Genomic DNA, 21,752 nt, shown 5'->3' on the forward strand with positions numbered 1-21,752 from the left:
TCAGGAAACCACTTGGCCGGCCGGCACTTTCAGGCCGTCATGCCACCACGCCGCGAGACTGAAAACGTTGGGCGCCTTGAGAATCGTGAAGTGGTTGCCCGGCCCGTACCACACCGCCAGATCCGTCACCTGGCGTTGCCAGCCTTCAACCATCGCCGCTTGCTCGCGCTGATTGCCCCACGCATCCAGCGTCGGGTCATCGACCAGCGCCAGCCGCACCGGCCCGGTGTAGGCCAACTGCGGTTGATAGACCGTGCGCAAGGCTGTGGCGAAGGTGCGGACCGGGCCGTGCATGGCCTGCGCTGACGAACGCGCAGACAACACACCGGCGCGCACCATGCCCTCGTGCAACAGGCGCATTTGCGTGGTGTCGTCAGCCTCGGCGAACGCCAGCGGGTCGATGCCCAACGACTTGCCGCTGGACAGTTGCAGCGTCTCGATCAAGCGTTCCAGTGCGGCAGTCGTGGTGTACGGTTTGCCCGCCGTACCGTTGCCGCCGGGCGATTCGCTGTCGATCAGGGTCAATGACGCCACCTCACGCCCCGCCGCCTGCAACTGCGCGGCCATGGCATGCGCGACCCACCCGCCGAAGGAATGGCCGATCAGGTGCACCGCACCTTGCGGATACAACTGCTCGACAGCTTGCAGATAGCACTTCGCTGCCGCTTCAACCTGGCTGTGCGGCACGCCGCTGCCATCGAGCCCACGCGGTTGCAGGCCGATGATCGGCCACTCCGGGCCCAAGGCCTCGGTCAGGTGAATGAACCCGGTGACACTGTCGCCCGCCCCCGGCACGCAGAAGATCGGCGCATGCCCGGCGTGCCCGCTCTGAATGGTCAACAGCGGCTGATAGGCCTCTGGCTCCGGAGCCTGCGCAGCGGCCATAGCCTGACTCAAGGCCTGGCCGAGCGCCTGAATATCAGGAGCTTTCATCATGCTGCGGTGATCACCCGGGACATCGATGCAGCGCAGCAAACTTGTACTGATCTTGTTTTCCCAACCGCGGGTCGGACTCGGCTGCGCCTGCCCCGGCATCAGTGCCTGAGCGCGGAACAAGTGCACCGGCTGACTGGCCGGGCTGACCCGGTAATGCGCCAGCGCCAGGCCATGAGCGGCCTCACGATCGAAGTAACTCCAGGCATCCGCTGCACTCAGTGCGGCCAGTTCCGGGTCAGGCAATTGCTGTTCGCAGCAGCGCTGGAACAGCTCATCGAACGCAATGCGTTCGACTTCAGCCTCCAGCCGCTCGACCTCAGCCAACGCTGGCAGCCCTTCTGCACCGCGCATCTGCGAGCGCGCGCGGCAGTGCTCCAGCAACTGATGCTTGTCGCGATGCGCGCCGCTCCAGCGGGTTTTATCCTGACTGGCCGGATGCGGCGCGTAGGTATCGAGCAGACCGACAAACGCCACCGCCTCATCGAGGCCGAGCAACTGCTGAGCGATTTCATACGCCAGCAAGCCACCAAACGACCACCCGGCCAGACGATACGGTCCATGCGGTTGTACCGCCCGGATAATCCCGACCATCCGCGTGGCCATGCACTCAAGCGTGCGCAGCTGCGGCTGCCCCAACGGCACACCGGGCAAACCGTAAATCGGAAACTGCCCCTCGATGTGCATCGCCAATGCCGGGAAATACACCTCCCTGCCGCTGAACTCATGGATCAGGAACAGCGCATCGCCGCCCTCGCCCGGCCGTACCACGACCAGGCCATCCGGCTGTTCGGGCACCGTGTTGCGCTGACAGAGCAGCGCGGCCAGCGACTCGACACTCGGACGCTGGAACAGCTCCGCCAGCGTCACCTGTTGTCCCGCACGCTGCAGCAGGTTGACCAGACGAATCGCCAGCAGCGAATGCCCGCCTAATTCGAAGAAGTTGTCGTGGCGTCCGACCTGCTCGACATTCAGCACCTCAGCCCAGACCCGCGCCAACACGGTTTCGACCTCGCCTTCAGGTGCTTCGTAATGTCGGCTGAGTACCGCGTCGAGGCCCGGCGCCGGCAGCGCCTGACGGTCGATCTTGCCGTTGGGACTCAGCGGCAAAACGTCGAGCGCAACAAACGCACCCGGCACCATGTACTCGGGTAACTGCTCAAGAATGAACGCGCGCAGCGTGTCGATAGCCGGTGCAGCACTGCCCTCGCGCAAAGTGAAATACGCGACCAGTCGTTCGTCGCGCATCAGCACGACCACCTCGCGCACACCCGGGTGCTGGATCAACCGCGCTTCGATTTCACCGAGTTCCAGGCGCAAACCATACAGCTTGACCTGGAAATCATTGCGCCCGAGGAATTCGAGGTTACCGTCCGCGCGGTAACGCACCAGATCGCCGGTGCGGTACAAGCGGTCACCGGGCACAAACGGACTGTCGATAAAGCGCTCGGCCTGCATCTGTGGCAGTCCCATATACCCTCGCGCCACGCCGATACCGCCGATGTGCAACTGGCCAATAACACCGAGCGGTACCGCTTGGTCATGCGCATCGAGCACGTACAAACGGGTGTTACAGATGGCCTTGCCAATCGGCAATTCGGTGGATGGCACGGGCATGTGCGGTTCCAGTGTCCACGCTGTGCTGTCGACCGTGGCTTCGGTCGGGCCATACACGTTATGCAGGCGCACCCACGGCAGTTGCTGGCGCACTTCGCGGGCCAGGGCCGCCGTGAGTTCGCCGCCACCGCAGAACACATCGGTGAGGCTGGTGCATTCACTGATGTCTTGCAGCTCGAGAAATTGCTGCAACAGCGCCGGCACGAACTTGACCACCGTGACCCGCTGTTGACGAATCACTTGCGCCAGATACGCCGGTTCCCGATGGCCGCCCGGCCGTGCCAGCACCAGACGCACACCGGCCGTCAGTGGCCAGAAGAATTCCCACACCGAACCATCGAAACTGAATGGGGCTTTCTGCAACAACGCGCCCTCTGGAGCTGGCGGGCAAATCTGCGAGCCCCAATGCACCAGATTGCACAAGCCACGATGTTCGAGCATCACGCCTTTTGGTGTGCCGGTCGAACCTGAGGTGTAGATCATGTACGCCAGGTTCGAAGGACTCAGGCATGGCACTTGCGGATTGCTTTCCGACTGGTCGTGCCAGGTGCATTGGTCAAGGTCGATCAGCATTGCCCCAGCCTCGGCAAACAGCGATCGCGTGGCCGTCTGCACCAGCACCGCCACCGGCGCGCAGTCCCTGAGCATAAAGTCCAGGCGCTCCGCCGGATAAGCCGGATCCAGCGGCACGTACGCGCCACCGGCCTTGAGAATGCCGAGCAACCCCACCACCAGATCGAGCCCCCGCTCGACGCACAGCGCCACCCGCGCATCCGGCCCAACGCCTTGCTCACGCAGGTGATGCGCGAGGCGGTTGGCACGCGCATTCAGCGCGCGATAGGTCAGGCTGTGTTCGCCCGACTGCACGGCGATGGCGTCCGGCTGACGCCGCACCTGTGCTTCGAACAGGCTCTGCACCGGTTGCTCGACCGGGCAATCAAGCGCCGTCGCGTTGAAGTCGCCGAGCAGGCGTCGCTGCTCATCCTCGGCAAGCAACTCGACTTGCGCCAAAACCGCCTGATCATCACTGACCAGCGCCGCCAGCAAGCGCTGGAGGTAACCGACAAAACGCTGCACGGTCGACTCATCGAACAGCGCGATGGCGTAGCGCAGCGAGCCACGCACCCCGTGCTGGCTTTCGCCCAGACTCAGCGACAGGTCGAACTTCACAAAGTGATTTTCCCCGGCCAGACCTTCCAGCGTCAGCTCGCCGAGTGCCAAGGCTGGCGCCACGCTGCTGTCCCAGCTCAGCAAAGTCTGGAACAACGGTGTGTGGGAAAGGCTGCGCAGCGGCCGGGTGATTTCCACCACGTGTTCAAACGGCAGATCCTGATGCGCCTGCGCGGCCAGCGTCTGCGCTTTGACCCGCGCCAACAACGCTGCCCCCGTCAGATCGCCCGAGGTATCGATGCGCAGCGCCAGGGTGTTGACGAACATGCCGATCAACCCTTCGATTTCGGCGCGGGTACGGTTGGCGACAGGCGAGCCGATAACCACATCGGACTGCCCGGACAGACGCGTAAGCAGCATCGCCCAGGCGCTCATGATCACCATGTACGGCGTCACGCTGTGGCGCTGACACAACGCCTTGAGACCGGCGCTGGTCTGCGCGTCCAGTACGATCTCGACACTGCCGCCGCGGTGATCCTGTTGCGCCGGCCGTGGTCGGTCAGTCGGCAGGCTCAGCAACGCCGGAGCGCCGGCCAGGGTCTGCTGCCAGTAATCACTCTGGCGCTGCAACACCTCGCCGCTCAGCCAGCGCCGTTGCCATACCGCGTAGTCGGTGTATTGCAAGGCCAGCGGTGGCAGCGGATCGGCCTCGCCGTGGCTGAACGCCTGATACAGCGCCATCAACTCATGGGTCAGCACGCCCATCGACCAACCGTCGGAGATGATGTGGTGCATCGTCAGCAACAGCACATGGTGCTCATCGGCCAACTGCACCAGCCGTCCACGGATCAATGGATCGTCCTGCAAATTGAATGGTCCGCGCGCTTCCGTATCGAGCAATGTGCGCAAGGCCTCCTCGGTCTGCGGCTGTTGTCGCCAGTCTTCCACAATCAGCGGCAGACCACTGTCGACCGGGGCAATCAGCACCTGTGCTTCGTCGTTCAGTTGGGTGAACCGACTGCGCAGGGTTTCGTGACGAGCGACGATTCGCGCCAATGCCCGTTGCAGTGCCACGGCGTCGAGTCGGCCACGCAGGTGCAAGCCCAGAGGAATGTTGTAGGCGGTGTTGCCGCCATCCATTTGCGCGAGGAACCACAAGCGTTGCTGGGCGAACGACAACGGCAGTGCCTGATCGCGCGGTGCCGGCAGAATCGGCGGCAAGCTGCTGCGTTCGGCCTGACTCAACACTTCGGCGACCGCCGCCAGTTCCGGGTTGGCAAACAGATCGGCCAGCGCCAGCTCCACGCCCAATTGCTGGCGCACCTGGGAGAGCATGCGCATGGCCAGCAATGAATGGCCGCCGAGCTCGAAGAAGTTGTCATAGCGACCGACCTGCCCGACCTGCAACACCTCGGCCCAGACCTGCGCCAGGCTTGCTTCCAGTGGATTGGCCGGTGCCTCGTAGGCCCGACTGAGCAGTGCCTCCTGCGTCGGTGCCGGCACCGCCTTGCGATCGACCTTGCCGTTGTTGTTCAACGGCAATACATCGAGTTGCACCCACGCGGTGGGCACCATGTATTCCGGCAGTCGCGCGTGCATTTGCGCGTGCAGTTCAGCGCTGTCCAAGTGCTCATCGTGCGCCGTGTAGTACGCCACCAGACGCGGGGAGTCCTGTCCGTCGCGGCGCGCCAGCACCACCGCTTCCTTGATCCCCGGGCAATTCAGCAGGCGGTTTTCGATTTCTCCCAGTTCGATGCGGAAACCGCGAATCTTCACCTGATCGTCGTTGCGCCCGATGCAATCGAGTTGCCCCGGCGCCAGCCAGCGCGCGAGGTCGCCGGTGCGATAGAGCAACGCGCCCGGCATTTCGCTGAACGGATCGCAGAGGAATTTCTCGGCAGTCAGATCCGCCCGGTTCAGATACCCCAGCGCCACGCCCTGCCCGCCGATGTACAGCTCGCCGGTGACGCCCATCGGCACCGGCTGCTGATACGCATCGAGCACGTAAACCTGCGTGTTAGCAATCGGCCCGCCAATCGGCACGCTCTCGGCGTTTTCTGCCACTTCGCGCACTTCAAAGGTTGTGGCGTAGGTGGTGGTTTCAGTCGGGCCGTAGCAATGCACGATGCGCAGTGTTGGCGCCTCGGCCAACAGGCGACGAAACGCCGCCGGATCGCCCCGCTCACCGCCGCACAGCAGAATCCGCAGGCCCTTGAGCGCCTGCGGAATCAGTTGCACGTATTGATTGAACAGCGCGGTGGTGACGAACAGGATCGTTGCGCCACTGCTGCTCAGTTCACGGCCGAAGGCATGCGGATCGAGCAAGGTTTGATGGTCGATGATCACCACGCGACCGCCATTGAGCAGCGGCCCCCAGATGTCCATGGTGCTCGCATCGAACGCCGGGTTCGAGGCGAAGACCACACGATCCTGCGCATTGAAATCGGCGTAACCGTTGTTGAGCACCAAGCGGCCGATGCCCCGGTGCGGCACCATCACTCCTTTCGGCGTGCCGGTGGAGCCGGAGGTATACATGATGTACGCCAACGACTCGGATGACTGCAGCAGGTTCGGGTTATGCGTCGGCTGGCCGTTGAGGGTCAGCTTGTCGAGGTCGATACGCAGCGCGGCGTAGTCGATGACTTCGTCGCTCAAGGTCAACAACGCCACCGCGCGGCAATCCTCGACCATGAACGCCTGGCGCTCGCTCGGTGCATTGATGTCCAGCGGCACATAAGCGGCCGCGCATTTGGCAATGGCCAGTTGCGCGACCAGCAACTCCAGCGAACGCGGCAGCAGGATCGCCACGTGATCGCCCGGCTGCACGCCGTGCGCGATCAGGTGATGGGCCAGGCGGTTGGCTTGCGCGTTGAGTTCAAAGTAGCTCAGCGAATGCGCACCATGCACGGCCGCCACAGCTTTGGGATGCGCGGCTGCCTGCTGTTGGAAAACCCCGTGTACGGTCAGTGTTTGCGGGTAGCCTCGCGCCGTGGCGTTGAAGTCGTACAGCAAGCGCTGGCGCTCATCATTTGCCAGCAATGGCACACGTTCCAGCACCGTTTGATCATCGGCAATCATCGCTTCGAGCAGACGTTCGAAGTAGCCGATGTACCGCTTGATCGTCAGCGCATCGAACAGCGCCGTGGCGTAGTTCAGCGTGCCGCGAAGCACTCCGTTGACCTCGCCCAGTGTCAGCGTCAGGTCAAACTTGGCGACATTGCCGGTCCCGGCAACACCCTCCAGCGTCAGCTCGCCCAAGGCGAGTTGCGGGCCAACGCTGCCGTCCCAGCTTAACGTGGTCTGGAACAACGGGCTGTGCGCCAGGCTGCGCACCGGGCGGGCGATTTCCACCACTTGCTCGAACGGCAGATCCTGATGCGCCTGCGCTTCCAGTGTCCGCGCCTTGACCTGTGCCAGCAGCGCTTCGACGCTGGGCGCGCCCGAGGTGTCGATGCGCACGGCGAGCGTATTGACGAACATACCGATCAGGCCTTCGGTTTCAGCGCGGCTGCGGTTGGCCACCGGCGCGCCGATCACCACATCGGATTGCCCGGACAGCCGACTCATCAGCAACGCCCAGGCACTCATCAGGGTCATGAACAGGGTCGCGCCATGACGCTGGCTCAACGCTTTGAGGCCAGTACTCAGGCGCTCGTCCAGCAACACTTCGACGTTGCCGCCGGTGTAATCCTGCTGCGCCGGTCGCGGGCGATCGGTGGGCAGCGTCAACAAGGCCGGCGCACCGTCGAGGATCTGCTGCCAATATTGGCTTTGCTGCTGCAGCACTTCACCGCTGAGCCAGCGCCGTTGCCATAGGGCGTAGTCGCCGTATTGCAGCGTCAGTGCTGGCAGCGGATCCGGTTGGCCTTGGCTGAACGCCTGATACAACGCCATCAACTCGCCGGTCAGCACGCCCATCGACCAGCCGTCGGCAACGATGTGATGCACGGTCAACAGCAGCACATGATGATCGTCAGCCAGACGCACCAACCGTCCACGAATCAACGAATCGTTCTGCAAATCAAACGTTGTCGAGGCTTCCTGCGCCAGCAATATTTGCAAGGTGTGCTCGGCCTGCGGCTGTTGGCGCAGATCTTCTACGCGCAGCAGCAAACCGTTATCGACCGGGGCAATCGACACCTGCGCGGTGTCGTCGAGGCGGATGAAACGGCTGCGCAGGGTTTCGTGGCGGGCGACAATCCGCGCCAGCGCCGATTGCAGGGCATCGACGTCGAGGTAACCGCGCAGGCGCAAGCCGAGAGGAATGTTGTACGCCGAGTTGCCACCCGCCATTTGCGCAAGAAACCACAGGCGTTGTTGGGCGAAGGACATCGGTAGCGCCTGATCACGCGGTGCCGGCAAGATCTCCGGTAACGCGCTGCGCCCGGCGCAGTTCAATACTGCAGCGATTGCGCTCAATTGCGCATCGGCAAACAGATCACTCAGCGCCAGTTCGACGCCGAGGCGCTGACGGATCAGCGAGACCATGCGCATCGCCAACAGCGAATGACCGCCCAGTTCGAAGAAGTGATCGTGACGGCCGACCTGCCCGACTTGCAGCACTTCGGACCAGATCTGCGCCAGCGCGGTTTCCAGTTCACCTTGCGGTGCCACGTATTCGCGGGTCGGCAGCGCGGCCAGATCCGGTTTCGGCAATGCCTTGCGGTCGACCTTGCCATTGGCGGTCAGCGGCAAAACCTCGAGCCGGACAAACGCTGCCGGCACCATGTAGTCCGGCAACTGCGTCAGCAGATGCTCGCGCAACTCGCCCACTGCCAGTGGCTCGGCCCCCGCCTGTTCGGTGAAATAGGCCACCAGTCGCGGCTGGCCGGGTTGGTCCTCGCGGGCCAGCAACACCGCTTCGTTGATACCAGGGAGCTGATTGAAGCGAGTCTCGATTTCGCCCAATTCAATGCGCATGCCACGGATTTTCACCTGGTCGTCGTTACGCCCCAAGTAGTCGAGCGAGCCGTCTTCGCGCCAACGGGCAAGGTCACCGGTGCGGTACATGCGCGCATTCGGCAAGGGGCTGAACGGGTCGCGCAAGAAGCGCTCGGCAGTCAGGTCGGCGCGATTCAGATAACCCCGGGCCACACCCGCGCCACCGACGTACAACTCGCCCATGACGCCCATTGGCACTGGCCGTTGCTGCTCGTCGAGCAAATAAACCGCCGCGTTCGCCACCGGTTTACCGATGTGCAACGCCGCGCCAACGTCGATACGCCTGGAAGTCGCGACCACGGTGGCCTCGGTCGGGCCGTAGTTGTTAATCACGGCGAAGCGCTGCTGACGGCTGAACTGGCGCAAGCGATCGCCACCGATCAGCAAGGTTCGCAAGGTCGGATGATCGAGGTTCTGACTGAACGCATATTCGGCGACCGGTGTTGGCAAAAAGCTCACGTCCAGCGGCTGCGCACGCCACCAGTCGAGCAACCCATCGATGTCTTCAGCGCCGTCATGGGATGGGGCCAGGTGCAGGGTCGCGCCCGCGCACAGGGCCGGCCAGACTTCCCACGCCATCGCATCGAAACCGAATCCGGCAAGGCTTGAGGTGTGGCTGCCGGCGCGTAAATCGAACGCTTCACAGTGCCAGTCGACCAGATTGGACAACGTTTGATGTTCGACCATGACCCCTTTGGGCAGACCGGTCGAACCCGAGGTGTAGATCACGTACGCCAGATGCGTAGCGCTCAGGCCCGGCACTGCAGGGTTGTGCTGCGCCTGCGCCGGCCATGCGCACAGATCGACATCAATCACTGGCACGCTCAACAGCGGCAGTCTCTGGTGCAGATCGCTTTGCGTGAGCACCGCGACCGGTGCGCTGTCGCTCAGCAAATAACTGATCCGCTCGGCAGGATGCGCCGGATCGATCGGCACATAGCCGGCGCCGGCCTTGAGGATGGCGACCAGCCCGACCAATGTATCCAGGCCCCGGCGGGCGACGATGGCCACGCGGTCATCGGCTTTCACCCCGATGGCGATCAAGTGATGCGCCAAGGCATTGGCCTGGCGATTGAGCTGCAAGTAAGTCAGTGGCTGTCCGGCAAACACCGCTGCAATAGCCTGCGGACGCTCGGTGACCTGCGATTCGAAGCGCTGGGCAATCGTCAGCTCACGCGGGTAGTCAGCCTCGGTCGCATTGAAATCCACCAGCAACTGTTCGCGCTCAGCTGCCGGCAGGATCGACAACCGGTCAAAGCCCACGTGCGGCGTGTGCTCCAGTGCCTCCAGCAACGTCATCAACGCTCCCTGCATGTACCCGCAGATACGCTGCGCATCAATGCCGGCCCCGGCCAATACCTTCAGGCGGAAGTCTTCACCGAGATCATCAACGCTGAGAGTCAGGCGATAGTTGGTGTGTTCCTCGGCAGCGAGCAATTGCATGCCGTGCCACGCCGCTTGCACCTCAGCGGATATCGGCCCGACCGGGGCGCTGTGACGATAGTTGAGCAGCGTGCTGAACAGCGGCGTGCCCGCCGGCATGGCGCTGCATTGCTGCACCTGCGCCAGTTGCGCATGTTCATGGGCCAGCAACTGACTCAGGCGTTCGTGGGTCGCCAGTGCGGCGCCTTTGACGCTATGGGCGTTCAGCTCGATGCACAGCGGCAAGGTATTGATGAACACACCGAGTGCCCGCTCCGATCCTTCACCGCCCTGCAATCGCCCGAGCAACACCGTGCCAAACACCACGGCGTCGCGTCCGGACAATTGCCCCAGCACCTGTGCCCAGGCGAGGTGCATCAGGCTGGCGGCGCTGACCCCCAAACGCCGGGCCTGCTGACGGATGCTGTGGCTCAGCGCGTTTTCCAGGTCCAGTTGCGCCTCTTGTGCAGGGCCGTCGCTGGCCAGATTCTGCCCGTAAGGCAAGGTCGGCTCATCAACAGCGCCGAGCATCTCGCCGAAGAAACTGGCGTGCGCTTGCGCGGTCAGGCCGGAACGGGTGTGCGCCACGTAATTGCGGTACGGCACCGGTTCGCTCAGCAGCCCGTCGTTGCCCAGCAGAAACGCCTGCATCTCGTGCTGCAACACCTCCAGCGCCACGTGATCCATCACCAGGTGATGGAACAGCAGCAACGCCACCACGCGTTGATTGGCCTCATCGCGGCCGTGCACCACGCGCATCAGCGGCGCCTCGGTGACGGGCATGCGGTAGTTATCGATGGTGAAGCGTCTGCGCAACTGGCTCAGCGCATCGCCCGCTTCGGCGTCTAGCGGCAAGGCCTCGCAGCCCAGCGAAGCCTGACGCCAGACTACTTGCACCGGCTCTTCCAGCCCCTCCCAAAACAGCGACGTGCGCAGAATGTCATGGCGTTCGATTACCCGTTGCAGGGCATCAGTGAACACTTGCAAACGCTGTTCATCAGCGAAGGCAAACTGCGCCTGCAGCACATATGGATCGCCGTGCGCGGCCGACAGATGATGGAACAGGATGCCGGTTTGCAAAGGTGCCAGCGGGTAGATGTCCTGAACATTGCGCACACCGCCGGGGACGCTTGCAACGATACGGTCGATCGTCGCTTGGTCCAGCGCTACCAGCGGCAACAATTCGGGTGTGATGCGCGGGCAATCGGCCGCAATGAGGTTTGCCGGCACCGCCGCATCAGGTTCTCCGCCCACAGCCGCAGCGAGCGCGGCCAATGTCGGCTGGCCAAAGAGCACACGAATATCCGCCGACAGGCCGGCCCGACGCATGCGCGCAACCAGATTGACCGCCAGCAACGAGTGACCGCCCAGTTCGAAGAAATGATCGAAGCGCCCTACCCGCTCGACCTTCAGCAACTCGGCCCAAATCCCGGCAATCACGGTTTCGACTTCACCGATCGGGGCTTCGTATTCCCGGCTCAGCAGCGCAGTCTGGTCGGGAGCCGGCAAGGCCTGGCGATCCAGTTTGCCGTTGGGGCTCAGTGGCAAGGCCGGCAAATACACAAACACGGCAGGCACCATGTAGGCCGGCAGATGCTTGAGCAATTGGCTGCGTAGCTGATCTGTTTCGACGAGTTCGCCGCTGTAGTACGCGACCAGACGCTGATCGCCCGGCACGTCTTCACGGGCCAGCACCGCCGCTTCGCGGACACCGTCGACCTGCGCCAGATGCGCCTGAATCTCGCCCAGTTCGATGCGTAAACCACGGATTTTGACCTGATCGTCATTACGCCCCAGGTACTCGATATTGCCATCGGCCAGATACCGTGCGACGTCACCCGTGCAGTACAAACGTGCGCCGGGCTGATCACTGAACGGATCGTCGAGGAAACGTTCGGCGGTCAGCTCAGGCCGATTCAGATAACCCCGCGCCACCTGCACGCCGCCCAGATACATCTCGCCGACCACACCCCATGGCGTCGGTTGTTGGTGAGTATCAAGGATGTACACGCGGGTATTGCACAGCGGTTTGCCAATCGGTGGCGCGCCTTGCGGTACCGGCGAATTCGCCTCCAGCGTCCATACGGTGCTGTCGACGGTGGCTTCGGTCGGGCCATAAACGTTGTGCAGGCGTACCTGCGGCAGACGTTCACGCACGCTGCGTACCAACGCGGCCGTCAGCGCACCGCCACCACAGAACACATCGGTAAGGCTGCTGCACTCGCCCACCTCTGCCACTTCAAGGAATTGCTGCAACAGCGCCGGCACAAACTGAACGACGTTGACCTGTTGCTCACGAATCAGTTGCACCAGCGCGGCTGGATCGCGGTGGTCGTCCGGGCCCGCGAGGATCAGACGCATACCGCAGCTCAACGGCCAGAACAGCTCCCACACCGAGGCGTCGAAACTCAGCGGGGTTTTCTGCAACAGCGCGGCGCCGGTAGAAAGCGGACACAGGCTGGCGCTCCAGTGCAGCAGATTGCCCAGGTTGCGGTGCTCGACCATCACGCCCTTCGGCGTGCCGGTGGAGCCGGAGGTGTAAATCACGTAGGCCAGGTTCGCGGCGCTCAGGCCTGGCACCTGCGGATTACTTTGCGCAAGGTCTTGCCAGGTGCAATGGTCGAAATCGACCAACACACCGACCCACTCGCCGATCAGCGCACGCGTCGGCGCATGCACCAGCACCGCCACTGGTGCGCTGTCCTCAAGCATGTAGGCCAGACGCTCAGCAGGATACCCCGGGTCCAGCGGCACATAAGCGCCGCCGGCCTTGAGAATCGCCAACAGACCAACCAGCAACTCCGGCCCGCGCTCGACGCAGATCGCCACCCGCGAATCGCGGCCCACGCCGCACTGGCGCAGGTGATGGGCGAGCTGGTTGGCGCGACGGTTCAACTCGGCGTAACTCAAACGCAATTCACCGGCCACCACGGCATCCGCGTCTGGCGTGCGCAACACCTGCGTCTCGAAGCGAGCATGAACAGTCTGCTCAAGATCGTGGGTGACAGTGGTTGCGTTCAGATCGACCAGCAGATGCTGACGCTCATCGTCCGCCAACAACGTTACCTGCTCCAACACCGCTTGATCGTTGCTGACCATCGCCTGCAACAGGCGCTGGAAGTAGCCGACGTAACGTTGAATAGTCGACTCATCGAACAAGGCAACGGCGTACTCCAGCACACCGCGAATGCCGTCCGGCGCATCTGCCAGCGTCAGTGACAGATCAAATTTGGCAAAGTGGCTCGGTTCGGCAACGCTTTCCAGCGTCAGCTCGCCGAGACTCAGGCTGGCACCGTGGCCACTGTCCCAACTGAACATCGCTTGAAACAACGGGCTGTGCGCCATGCTGCGCGCAGGCTTGGTGATTTCCACCACTTGTTCGAACGGCAGGTCCTGATGCGCCTGCGCCTCCAGCGTTCGCGCCTTGACCCGCGCCAACAGCGCCTCGGTGCTCAACTCGCCCGAAGTATCGATACGCAGCGCCAGGGTGTTGACGAACATGCCGATCAGGCCTTCGATCTCGGCGCGGGTTCGGTTGGCCACCGGCGAACCGATGACCACTTCGGCTTGCCCGGACAAACGACTCAACAGGCTCGCCCATGCGCCGAGCATGAGCATGTACATCGTCACGCCGTGACGCTGGGCCAAAGCCTTGAGTCCGGCACTCAGGCGTTCGTCGAGCACCACCTCGACGGTGTTGCCGGCGTAATCCTGCTGCGCCGGGCGCACACGATCAGTCGGCAGCGTCAACAGTGCCGGAGCGCCCGCCAGGGTCTGTTGCCAGTATTCACTCTGGCGCTGCAACACCTCACCACTGAGCCAGCGCCGCTGCCACACTGCGTAGTCGGTGTATTGCAGCGCCAGCGGCGGCAGTGGATCTGGTTGACCGTGGCTGAACGCCTGATAAAGCGCCATCAGTTCACGGGTCAGAACCCCCATCGACCAGCCATCGGAGATGATGTGGTGCAGGGTCAGCAGCAGCACATGATGATCGTCGGCCAGCCGCACCAGGCGTCCGCGAATCAGCGCATCGTCTTGTAAGTCAAACGGCCCCGAGGCCTCGCCCTGAATCAGCGCCGCCAAGGTCTGGTCGGCTTGCGGATGCTGGCGCAGGTCTTCAACGCGCAGCAGCAGACCGCTGTCGACCGGGGCGATCAGCACTTGCGCATGGTCATTGAACTGGGCGAAACGGCTGCGCAGGGTTTCGTGACGCGCAACGATACGCGCCAAGGCTTGTTGCAGCGCATGCTCATTCAGTTGCCCACGCAGGCGCAGGCCGATGGGAATGTTGTACGCGGTGTTGGCGCCTTCCATTTGTGCGAGAAACCACAAGCGTTGCTGGGCGAACGACAGCGGCAACGCGCCGTCACGAGCCACCGCGACAATCTCCGGTTGCGTGCTGCGCCCGGCTTGCGCCACCGCCTCGGCAACCGCTGCCAGTTCGGCGTTGGCAAACAGATCGCCCAGCGCCAGCTCGACACCAAGACGCTGGCGAACCTGGGACACCATGCGCATGGCCAACAGCGAGTGACCACCGAGCTCAAAAAAATGATCCTGACGCCCGACTCGCTCGACTTGCAGCACCTGCGCCCAGATCTGCGCCAAGGCGCTTTCCAGTTCGTTGTGCGGCGCCTCGTATTCGTGGGTGAACAGCGCCGCTCGCTCGGGTTTCGGCAGGGCCTTGCGGTCGACCTTGCCATTGGCGGTCAACGGCAGCGCGTCGAGTCTGACGAAGGCCACCGGCACCATGTACTCCGGTAACTGGGTCAACAGGTGCGCGCGCAACTCGGCCACGGCCAACGGTTCGACCTGGCTCTGCTCGGTGAAATACGCCACCAGTCGCGGTTGGCCCGGCTCATCTTCACGCGCCAGCAGTACGGCTTCCTGAATACCGGGCAACTGATTGAGGCGGGTTTCGATCTCCCCGAGTTCGATACGCACGCCACGGATTTTCACCTGATCGTCGTTACGCCCCAGGTACTCGATCGTGCCGTCCGCGCGCCAGCGTGCGAGATCGCCGGTGCGATACATGCGCGCATTCGACAAGGGGTGGAACGGGTCGTGGAGGAAGCGCTCGGCGCTCAGGTCGGCACGGTTCAAATAGCCGCGAGCGACCCCGGCACCGCCAACATACAACTCGCCCATGACGCCAATCGGCACCGGACGCTGCTGTTCATCGAGCAGATACACCGTGGCATTAGTCACCGGTTTGCCGATGTGCAAGGCATCGCCTGCCTCGATGCGTCCAGAGGTCGCAACCACGGTGGCTTCGGTCGGGCCGTAGTTGTTGATCACGTCGAACTGCTGATTGCGGCTGAACTGGCGCAAGCGGTCGCCACCGATCAGCAATGTACGCAACGTCGGGTGTTCAAGGTTCTGGCTGAAGGCGTATTCGGCGACGGGTGTCGGCAGAAAACTCACGTCCAGTGGCTGCGCGCGCCACCACTCGAGCAACGCATCGATGTCCTCGGTGCCCTCGTGAGTCGGTGCCAGATGCAGGGTCGCGCCGGCACACAGCGCCGGCCAGACTTCCCAGGCCATGGCGTCGAAACCGAACCCGGCAAGGCTTGAAGTGTGGCGACCGGCGCACAGATCAAACGCTGTGCAATGCCAGTCGACCAGATTCGACAAGGTGCGGTGTTCGACCATCACGCCTTTGGGCAGGCCGGTGGAGCCGGAGGTGTAGATCACGTAGGCCAGTTGCGCGGCGGTCAGGCCCGGCACCTGCGGATCAAGGGTCTCGCTCAGCGGCCAGGTGCGCGGGTCAAGATCGATCACCGGCACCGCCAGCGTCGGCAAGCGCTCCCGCAGATTATTTTGGGTCAGCACTGCAACGGGGGCGCTGTCGCTGAGCAAGTAGTGCAGACGCTCGGCCGGGTGCGCCGGGTCGATCGGTACATAACCGGCACCGGCCTTGAGAATGGCGACCAGCCCGACCAGCGTATCGAGGCCACGGCGGGCGACGATGGCGACGCGATCATCGGGTTTCACACCCAGTGCGATCAGATGATGAGCCAAGGCGTTGGCATGCCGGTTGAGTTCGGCATAGCTCAGTTGCTCACCCAAGAACTGTGCTGCCACAGCTTCTGGCCGCTGCGCCACTTGGGCCTCGAAACGCTGGGCAATGGTCAACGTCGCGGGGAAATCGGCGTGACTGGCATTGAACGCCAGCAAAACCTGTTCGCGCTCGGCCGCCGGCAGAATCGGCAACTGGTTGAGCGCGGTGTCCGGCGCCTGCTCCAGCGCCAGCACCAGACTTTCCAGGGCGCAGTGCAAGTAATCGCAGATGCGCTGTGGATCGACCTCGGTGGTGGCCAGCAAGGTCAGGCTGAAGGTATCGCCGAAATCGTCGACGCTCAGGGTCAGCGGATAGTTGGTGCGTTCTTCGGAGCTGATCGTGCTGATGCCTTCCCAGGCCGCCAGGGTCTCGGCACTCGCCGTCGCCGCGTTGTGGCTGTGGCGGTAATTGAGCAAGGCACTGAACAACGGCGTCGGCGCGACCACGCCGCTGCAACGCTGGGCGAGTGCCAGTGGTGCGTGTTCGTGGCGCATCAGCGTGGTCAGGCGTTTGTGCGTCGCCTCCACCGCCGCACGCACGCCTTGTGCATCGACATCGACCCGCAACGGCAAGGTGTTGATGAAAATCCCCAGCGCCCGCTCGGTGGCTTCGGCGCCTTGCATACGGCCCATCAGCACCGTACCGAACACTACGTTTTGTTTGCCGGTGAGCACCGCCAGTACCTGCGCCCAGCCCAGATGAAACAGGCTCGCGACACTCACGCCGAGCTGCCGCGCCTGTGCGCGCAGACGCTGGCCGAGCAACGGATTGACCGGCAGGCTCAGCTCAGCGATACCGAGGCCGTCGCCCTGCACATCCTGCAAACCGTAGGGCAGCGTCGGCTCGGCTATGTCAGCGAGCATGTCGCGGAAAAAAACCTCGTGCTCAGCTTCGCTGATGCCCAGCCGCGCCTGCGCCACGTAATTGCGAAACGGCACCGGCCGGCCGAGCGATTGAGCCTGGCCAGTGAGGCAGGCGAGCAGTTCGTGACGCACCACGTCGAGCGCCGAGTGGTCCAGCGCCATGTGATGGAACAACAACGTCGCGACCACGCGCTGACCGTCCTCATCCCACGCGTAGGCCAGACGCATCATCGGCGCGCACCGGACGTCCAGACGGAAATGCCGCGCATCGAAACACTCGTGCAGTTGCTGCAGCGCATCACTTGCGCCGTCTGCCAGCACGATCTCTTCCATCGGCAACGGTGCCTGACGCCAGACCACTTGCAGCGGCACGTCCAGCCCTTCCCAATGCACCGCCGTGCGCAAGATGTCGTGGCGATCGATGACCTTTTGCAAGGCTTGAGCGAAGTCATGCAGACGCTCGCGGCTGCTGAACGCAAAGTACGACTGCATGACGTACGGATCGCCCTGCTCGTTGCTCGCGTGGTGATAGAGAATGCCTTCCTGCAACGGTGCCAGTGGGTAGATGTCCTGCACATTGGCGGCGCCGCCTGGTACCTCGGCGAGCAAGCGGTCGAGGGTCGCCTGATCCACGTCAGCCAGGGTCAGCATCGCTGGGGTGATGCGCGTGGTGCCGGGGAGAATGCCGTTGGCCGGAACGTCAATCTGGCCGACGCGGGTGGCCGAGTATTGGCCGGCCTTGATCAGTTCGATCAGCGCCGGTTTGTGCTCGCGCAGCGCGGCCAGCAGCGCCGGATCGCTCAACGCCTGTTTGTTGCCGTTGACGCGCAATTGCTCATCGGTCACCGCCAACTGAATGTCTTTTGTCTTCAGGGTTGCCAACAGTTCGAGCACATTCACAGGACGATCTCCATTCTTTCCGTAATTGCGGCGTAGCCGGCCAGGGTCGGTTGTTCGAACAACCCCCTGACATCGGCTTCCATGCCTTCCTGACGTAACCGGCCGATCAGACTGACCGCCAGTAATGAGTGACCACCCAGTTCAAAGAAATGGTCGTGACGCCCTACCCGCTCGACGTTAAGCAGCTCGGCCCAAAGCCGTGCCAGGGTGATTTCGACGTCGCCAACCGGGGCTTCGTATTCGCGGGTTTTCAGCGATTGCTGATCCGGCGCCGGCAGCGCCTTGCGGTCGAGCTTGCCGTTGGGGCTCAGCGGCAAACTATCGAGATGCACAAACACCGTAGGCACCATGTAATCCGGCAAATGCTCGAGCAGTTGACTGCGCAGCAGGTCGATTTCCAGCCGTTCGCCGGTGTAATACGCGACCAGACGTTTGTCGCCGGGCACCTCTTCGCGAGCCACCACCACGGCTTCCTGCACACCTTTGATCTGGGCCAGGCGCGCCTGGATTTCGCCCAGCTCAATACGCAGACCGCGGATCTTCACCTGATCATCGTTACGCCCCAGGTATTGGATGTTGCCGTCCGCCAGATAGCGGGCGACGTCACCGGTGCGATACATCCGCCCGTTGGCCTGGAACGGATCGTTGAGGAAGCGCTCGGCACTCAGCTCAGGTCGGTTCAGATAACCGCGCGCCACCTGCACGCCAGCGATGTACAGCTCGCCGATCACGCCTTGCGGCACGGGTTGCTGTTGCGCATCAAGGATGTACATGCGGGTGTTGGCGATCGGTTTGCCAATTGGCGTGTTGTCCGGGGTCTGCTCGATCGTTCCCGCGCAGTCCCACGCGGTGACATCGACGGCGGCTTCGGTCGGGCCGTACAGGTTATGCAACGCGCTGCCCGACAATTGCAGTTTGAAACGCCGCACCACACGGCCCGGCAACGCCTCGCCGCTGCACATTACCTGCCGCACGCTGTCGCAGCGTGTGGTGTCGCTATTGGCGAGGAACACATCGAGCATCGACGGCACAAAGTGCAGCGTGGTGATGTTTTCGGTTTCGATCACTTCAGTGAGGTATTGCGGATCCTTGTGTCCGTCGGGCCGCGCCATGACCAGGCGCGCGCCGGTCATCAGCGGCCAGAAGAACTCCCACACCGAGACGTCAAAACTGAATGGGGTTTTCTGCAATACCGAATCGGCAGCGGTCAGGCGATAGGCGTCCTGCATCCACAACAAGCGGTTGACCACCCCGGCATGTTCGTTGACCACGCCTTTCGGTTGGCCGGTGGAGCCGGAGGTGTAGATCACGTACGCGCTGTGTTGGGGTGTCAGCGCCGGGATTTGCGGATTGTCGGCAGACAGGGATTGCCAGGTGTTCTGGTCGAGGTCGATTACCGGTGCCGAGAACTCTCCCAATAGCGTGCGGGTCGCCCCGTGCACCAGCACCACGGCCGGCGCGCTGTCCTCGAGCATGTAGGCCAGACGCTCCGCCGGATAGGCTGGGTCCAGCGGCACATAAGCGGCGCCGGCCTTATTGATCGCCAGCAGGCCGATGACCATTTCCAGGCTGCGCTCGACGCAGATTGCCACCCGTGAATCAACCTGTACGCCAAGGCTGAGCAGGTGCCGGGCCAAGCGGTTGGCGCGTTCGTTCAACTGCGTGTAGCTCAATGCCTGGTCGCCGGCGACAACGGCCACAGCCTGTGGCGTACGCTGCACCTGCGCTTCAAACAAGCCGTGCAGCGTCTGCTGCAAGTCGTAATCGACGTCGGTGGCATTGAGGCCGAACAGCAACGCCTGCCGCTCCTCGTCCGGCAACACCGTCCGGCAGTTCAACGGTTGTTGCGGTGTGTGCTCCAACGCTTCAACCAGCGCGATCAGCGCGTTGTGCATGTACTGGCCGAGGCGTGCTGCACCGATGCGCGAAGGGGTCATCACCGTCAGTGCGAAACCACTGCCGAGATCATCGACGTTGAGGGTCAACGGGTAATTGGTGCGCTCCTCGCCGGCCAGGGATTCGATGCCCTGCCAGGCCTCGCGCTTGGTAGTTTGCTGAGCTTCGCTGTCGCTATGGCGGTAATTGAGCATCGCGCTAAACAGTGGTGACGGTGCCGCGACACCGCTGCAACGCTGGGCCAATGCCAGCGAAGCATGTTCGTGAGCCAACAGCGCACTGAGCCGCGCATGGGTCGCCTTGACCCCGGCGCGCACATCGGTTTCGTCGACATCCACGCGCAATGGCAAGGTGTTGATGAACATGCCCAGCCCGCGATCTGCGCCCGCGCCGCCCTGCATGCGGCCCAGCAGCACCGTCCCAAAGACCACCCGTTCCTGAGCGGACGTTGCCGCCAGTACCCGCGCCCAGGCGAGATGGAACAGACTGGCGACACTGACGCCGAGCAAGCGCGCCTGGCTGCGCAAACGCTGCGCCACCGTAGCAGGCAGCGCTTGGCAGACTTCCTCGATGTCATTCCCGTCGCCGTGCACGTCCTGCAAACCGAATGGCAGCGTCGGTTCGTCGATGTCACCGAGCATCTCGCGGAAGAACACTTCGTGCTCTTGTTCGCTAACGCCGAGGCGGGTCTGCGCCACATAGTTGCGGTATGGCACGGCGGGCACAGGTAGTCGCTCATCACCGTGCAAAATCGCCTGCATTTCTGCGCTGACCACCGCCAACGCGGTGTGGTCCATGGCGATGTGGTGGAACAACAGCATGGCAACCACGCGTTGATTGTCCGCGTCGAGGGCGTACACCAGACGCAACAGCGGTGCTTGGTCGAGGTCCAGACGCCAGTGCCGCGCATCGAAGCGCGCACGTAGTTGATCGATGGCTTCGCCCTGCGCGGGCTCCAGCGCCACAGCTTGAACCGGCAACTCCGCACGGCGCCAGACCACTTGCACCGGCGCCGCCAAGCCTTGCCAGACAATCGATGTGCGCAGGATATCGTGGCGCGTCATGACCTGACGCAACGCCGCCGCGAACCGTTGAAACCGTTCAATACTGTCGAACGCCAGACACGATTGCAGCAGGTACGGATCGCCCTGCGCGGCGCTGAGGTGGTGATACAGAATCCCTTCCTGCAACGGTGCCAGCGGATAAATATCCTGCACATTGGCCGCGCCGCCCGGCACCGTGGCGACGATGCGCTCGATACTGGCCTGATCCAGTTGCACCAGCGTCAGCATGTCCGCAGTGATGTGCGTGCAATCGGCAGGAATCAGATTGTCCGGCACGGCGACCTCGCGGCCACTGCCCACCGCCGCCGCCAGCGCGGCCAGGGTCGGTTGGCTGAACAGCACACGCACGTCGGTGCTCAGATCGACCTGACGCATGCGCTCGATCAGCGTCACCGCCAGTAATGAATGCCCGCCCAGTTCGAAGAAGTTGTCGTGACGGCCGATCTGTTCGACCTTGAGGACGTCCGACCAGATCTGCGCCAAGGCGATTTCCACCGAACCTTGTGGCGCGGCATATTCGCGGCTCAGCCACGCCATTTGATCCGGTTCTGGCAACGCCTTGCGATCGAGTTTGCCGTTGGCGGTCAGCGGCAGTGCTTGCAGGCGCACGTAAGCGGCAGGCACCAGGGCTTGCGGCAACTGTGCTTGCAAATGACTGCGCAAATCCTCGATCTCAACGTTCAGGCGTTCGGTAAACCACGCCAGCAACTGGCCGTCGCGTACCAGCACCACGCAATCCTGCACGGCTTCGTGAGCGCTCAACGCCGCTTCGATTTCGCCCAATTCGATGCGCACGCCGCGCAGTTTGACCTGATCATCGTTGCGCCCCAGGTATTCGACGTTGCCGTCAGCCAGCCAGCGCGCGAGGTCGCCGGTGCGGTACATGCGCGCCTGCGGTTCATCGCTGAACGGGTCGTCGAGAAAGCGTTCGGCAGTCAGCTCGGGGCG

The 21,752-nt window shown here is 63.2% G+C and carries 2 protein-coding genes (1 of these 2 running past the window's edge); both read right to left on the minus strand.

Features of this window, described 5'->3' with window-relative positions:
- Positions 1–17,844, minus strand: coding sequence for a non-ribosomal peptide synthase/polyketide synthase (locus tag LOY43_RS16210; protein ID WP_258708378.1), 17,844 nt, complete (start codon positions 17,842–17,844; stop codon positions 1–3).
- On the minus strand, positions 17,841–21,752 hold the 3' portion of the coding sequence (locus LOY43_RS16215; RefSeq protein ID WP_258708379.1) for a non-ribosomal peptide synthetase. 9,105 nt of this gene lie beyond the right edge of the window; 3,912 of the gene's 13,017 nt are visible here — the last part of the coding sequence; its start codon lies off the right edge, out of view — the gene reads right to left on this strand; the stop codon is at positions 17,841–17,843. Before LOY43_RS16215 ends, LOY43_RS16210 begins: the two co-directional genes overlap by 4 nt.

This window comes from Pseudomonas sp. B21-041, from assembly GCF_024748675.1.
Taxonomy (GTDB): domain Bacteria; phylum Pseudomonadota; class Gammaproteobacteria; order Pseudomonadales; family Pseudomonadaceae; genus Aquipseudomonas; species Aquipseudomonas neuropathica.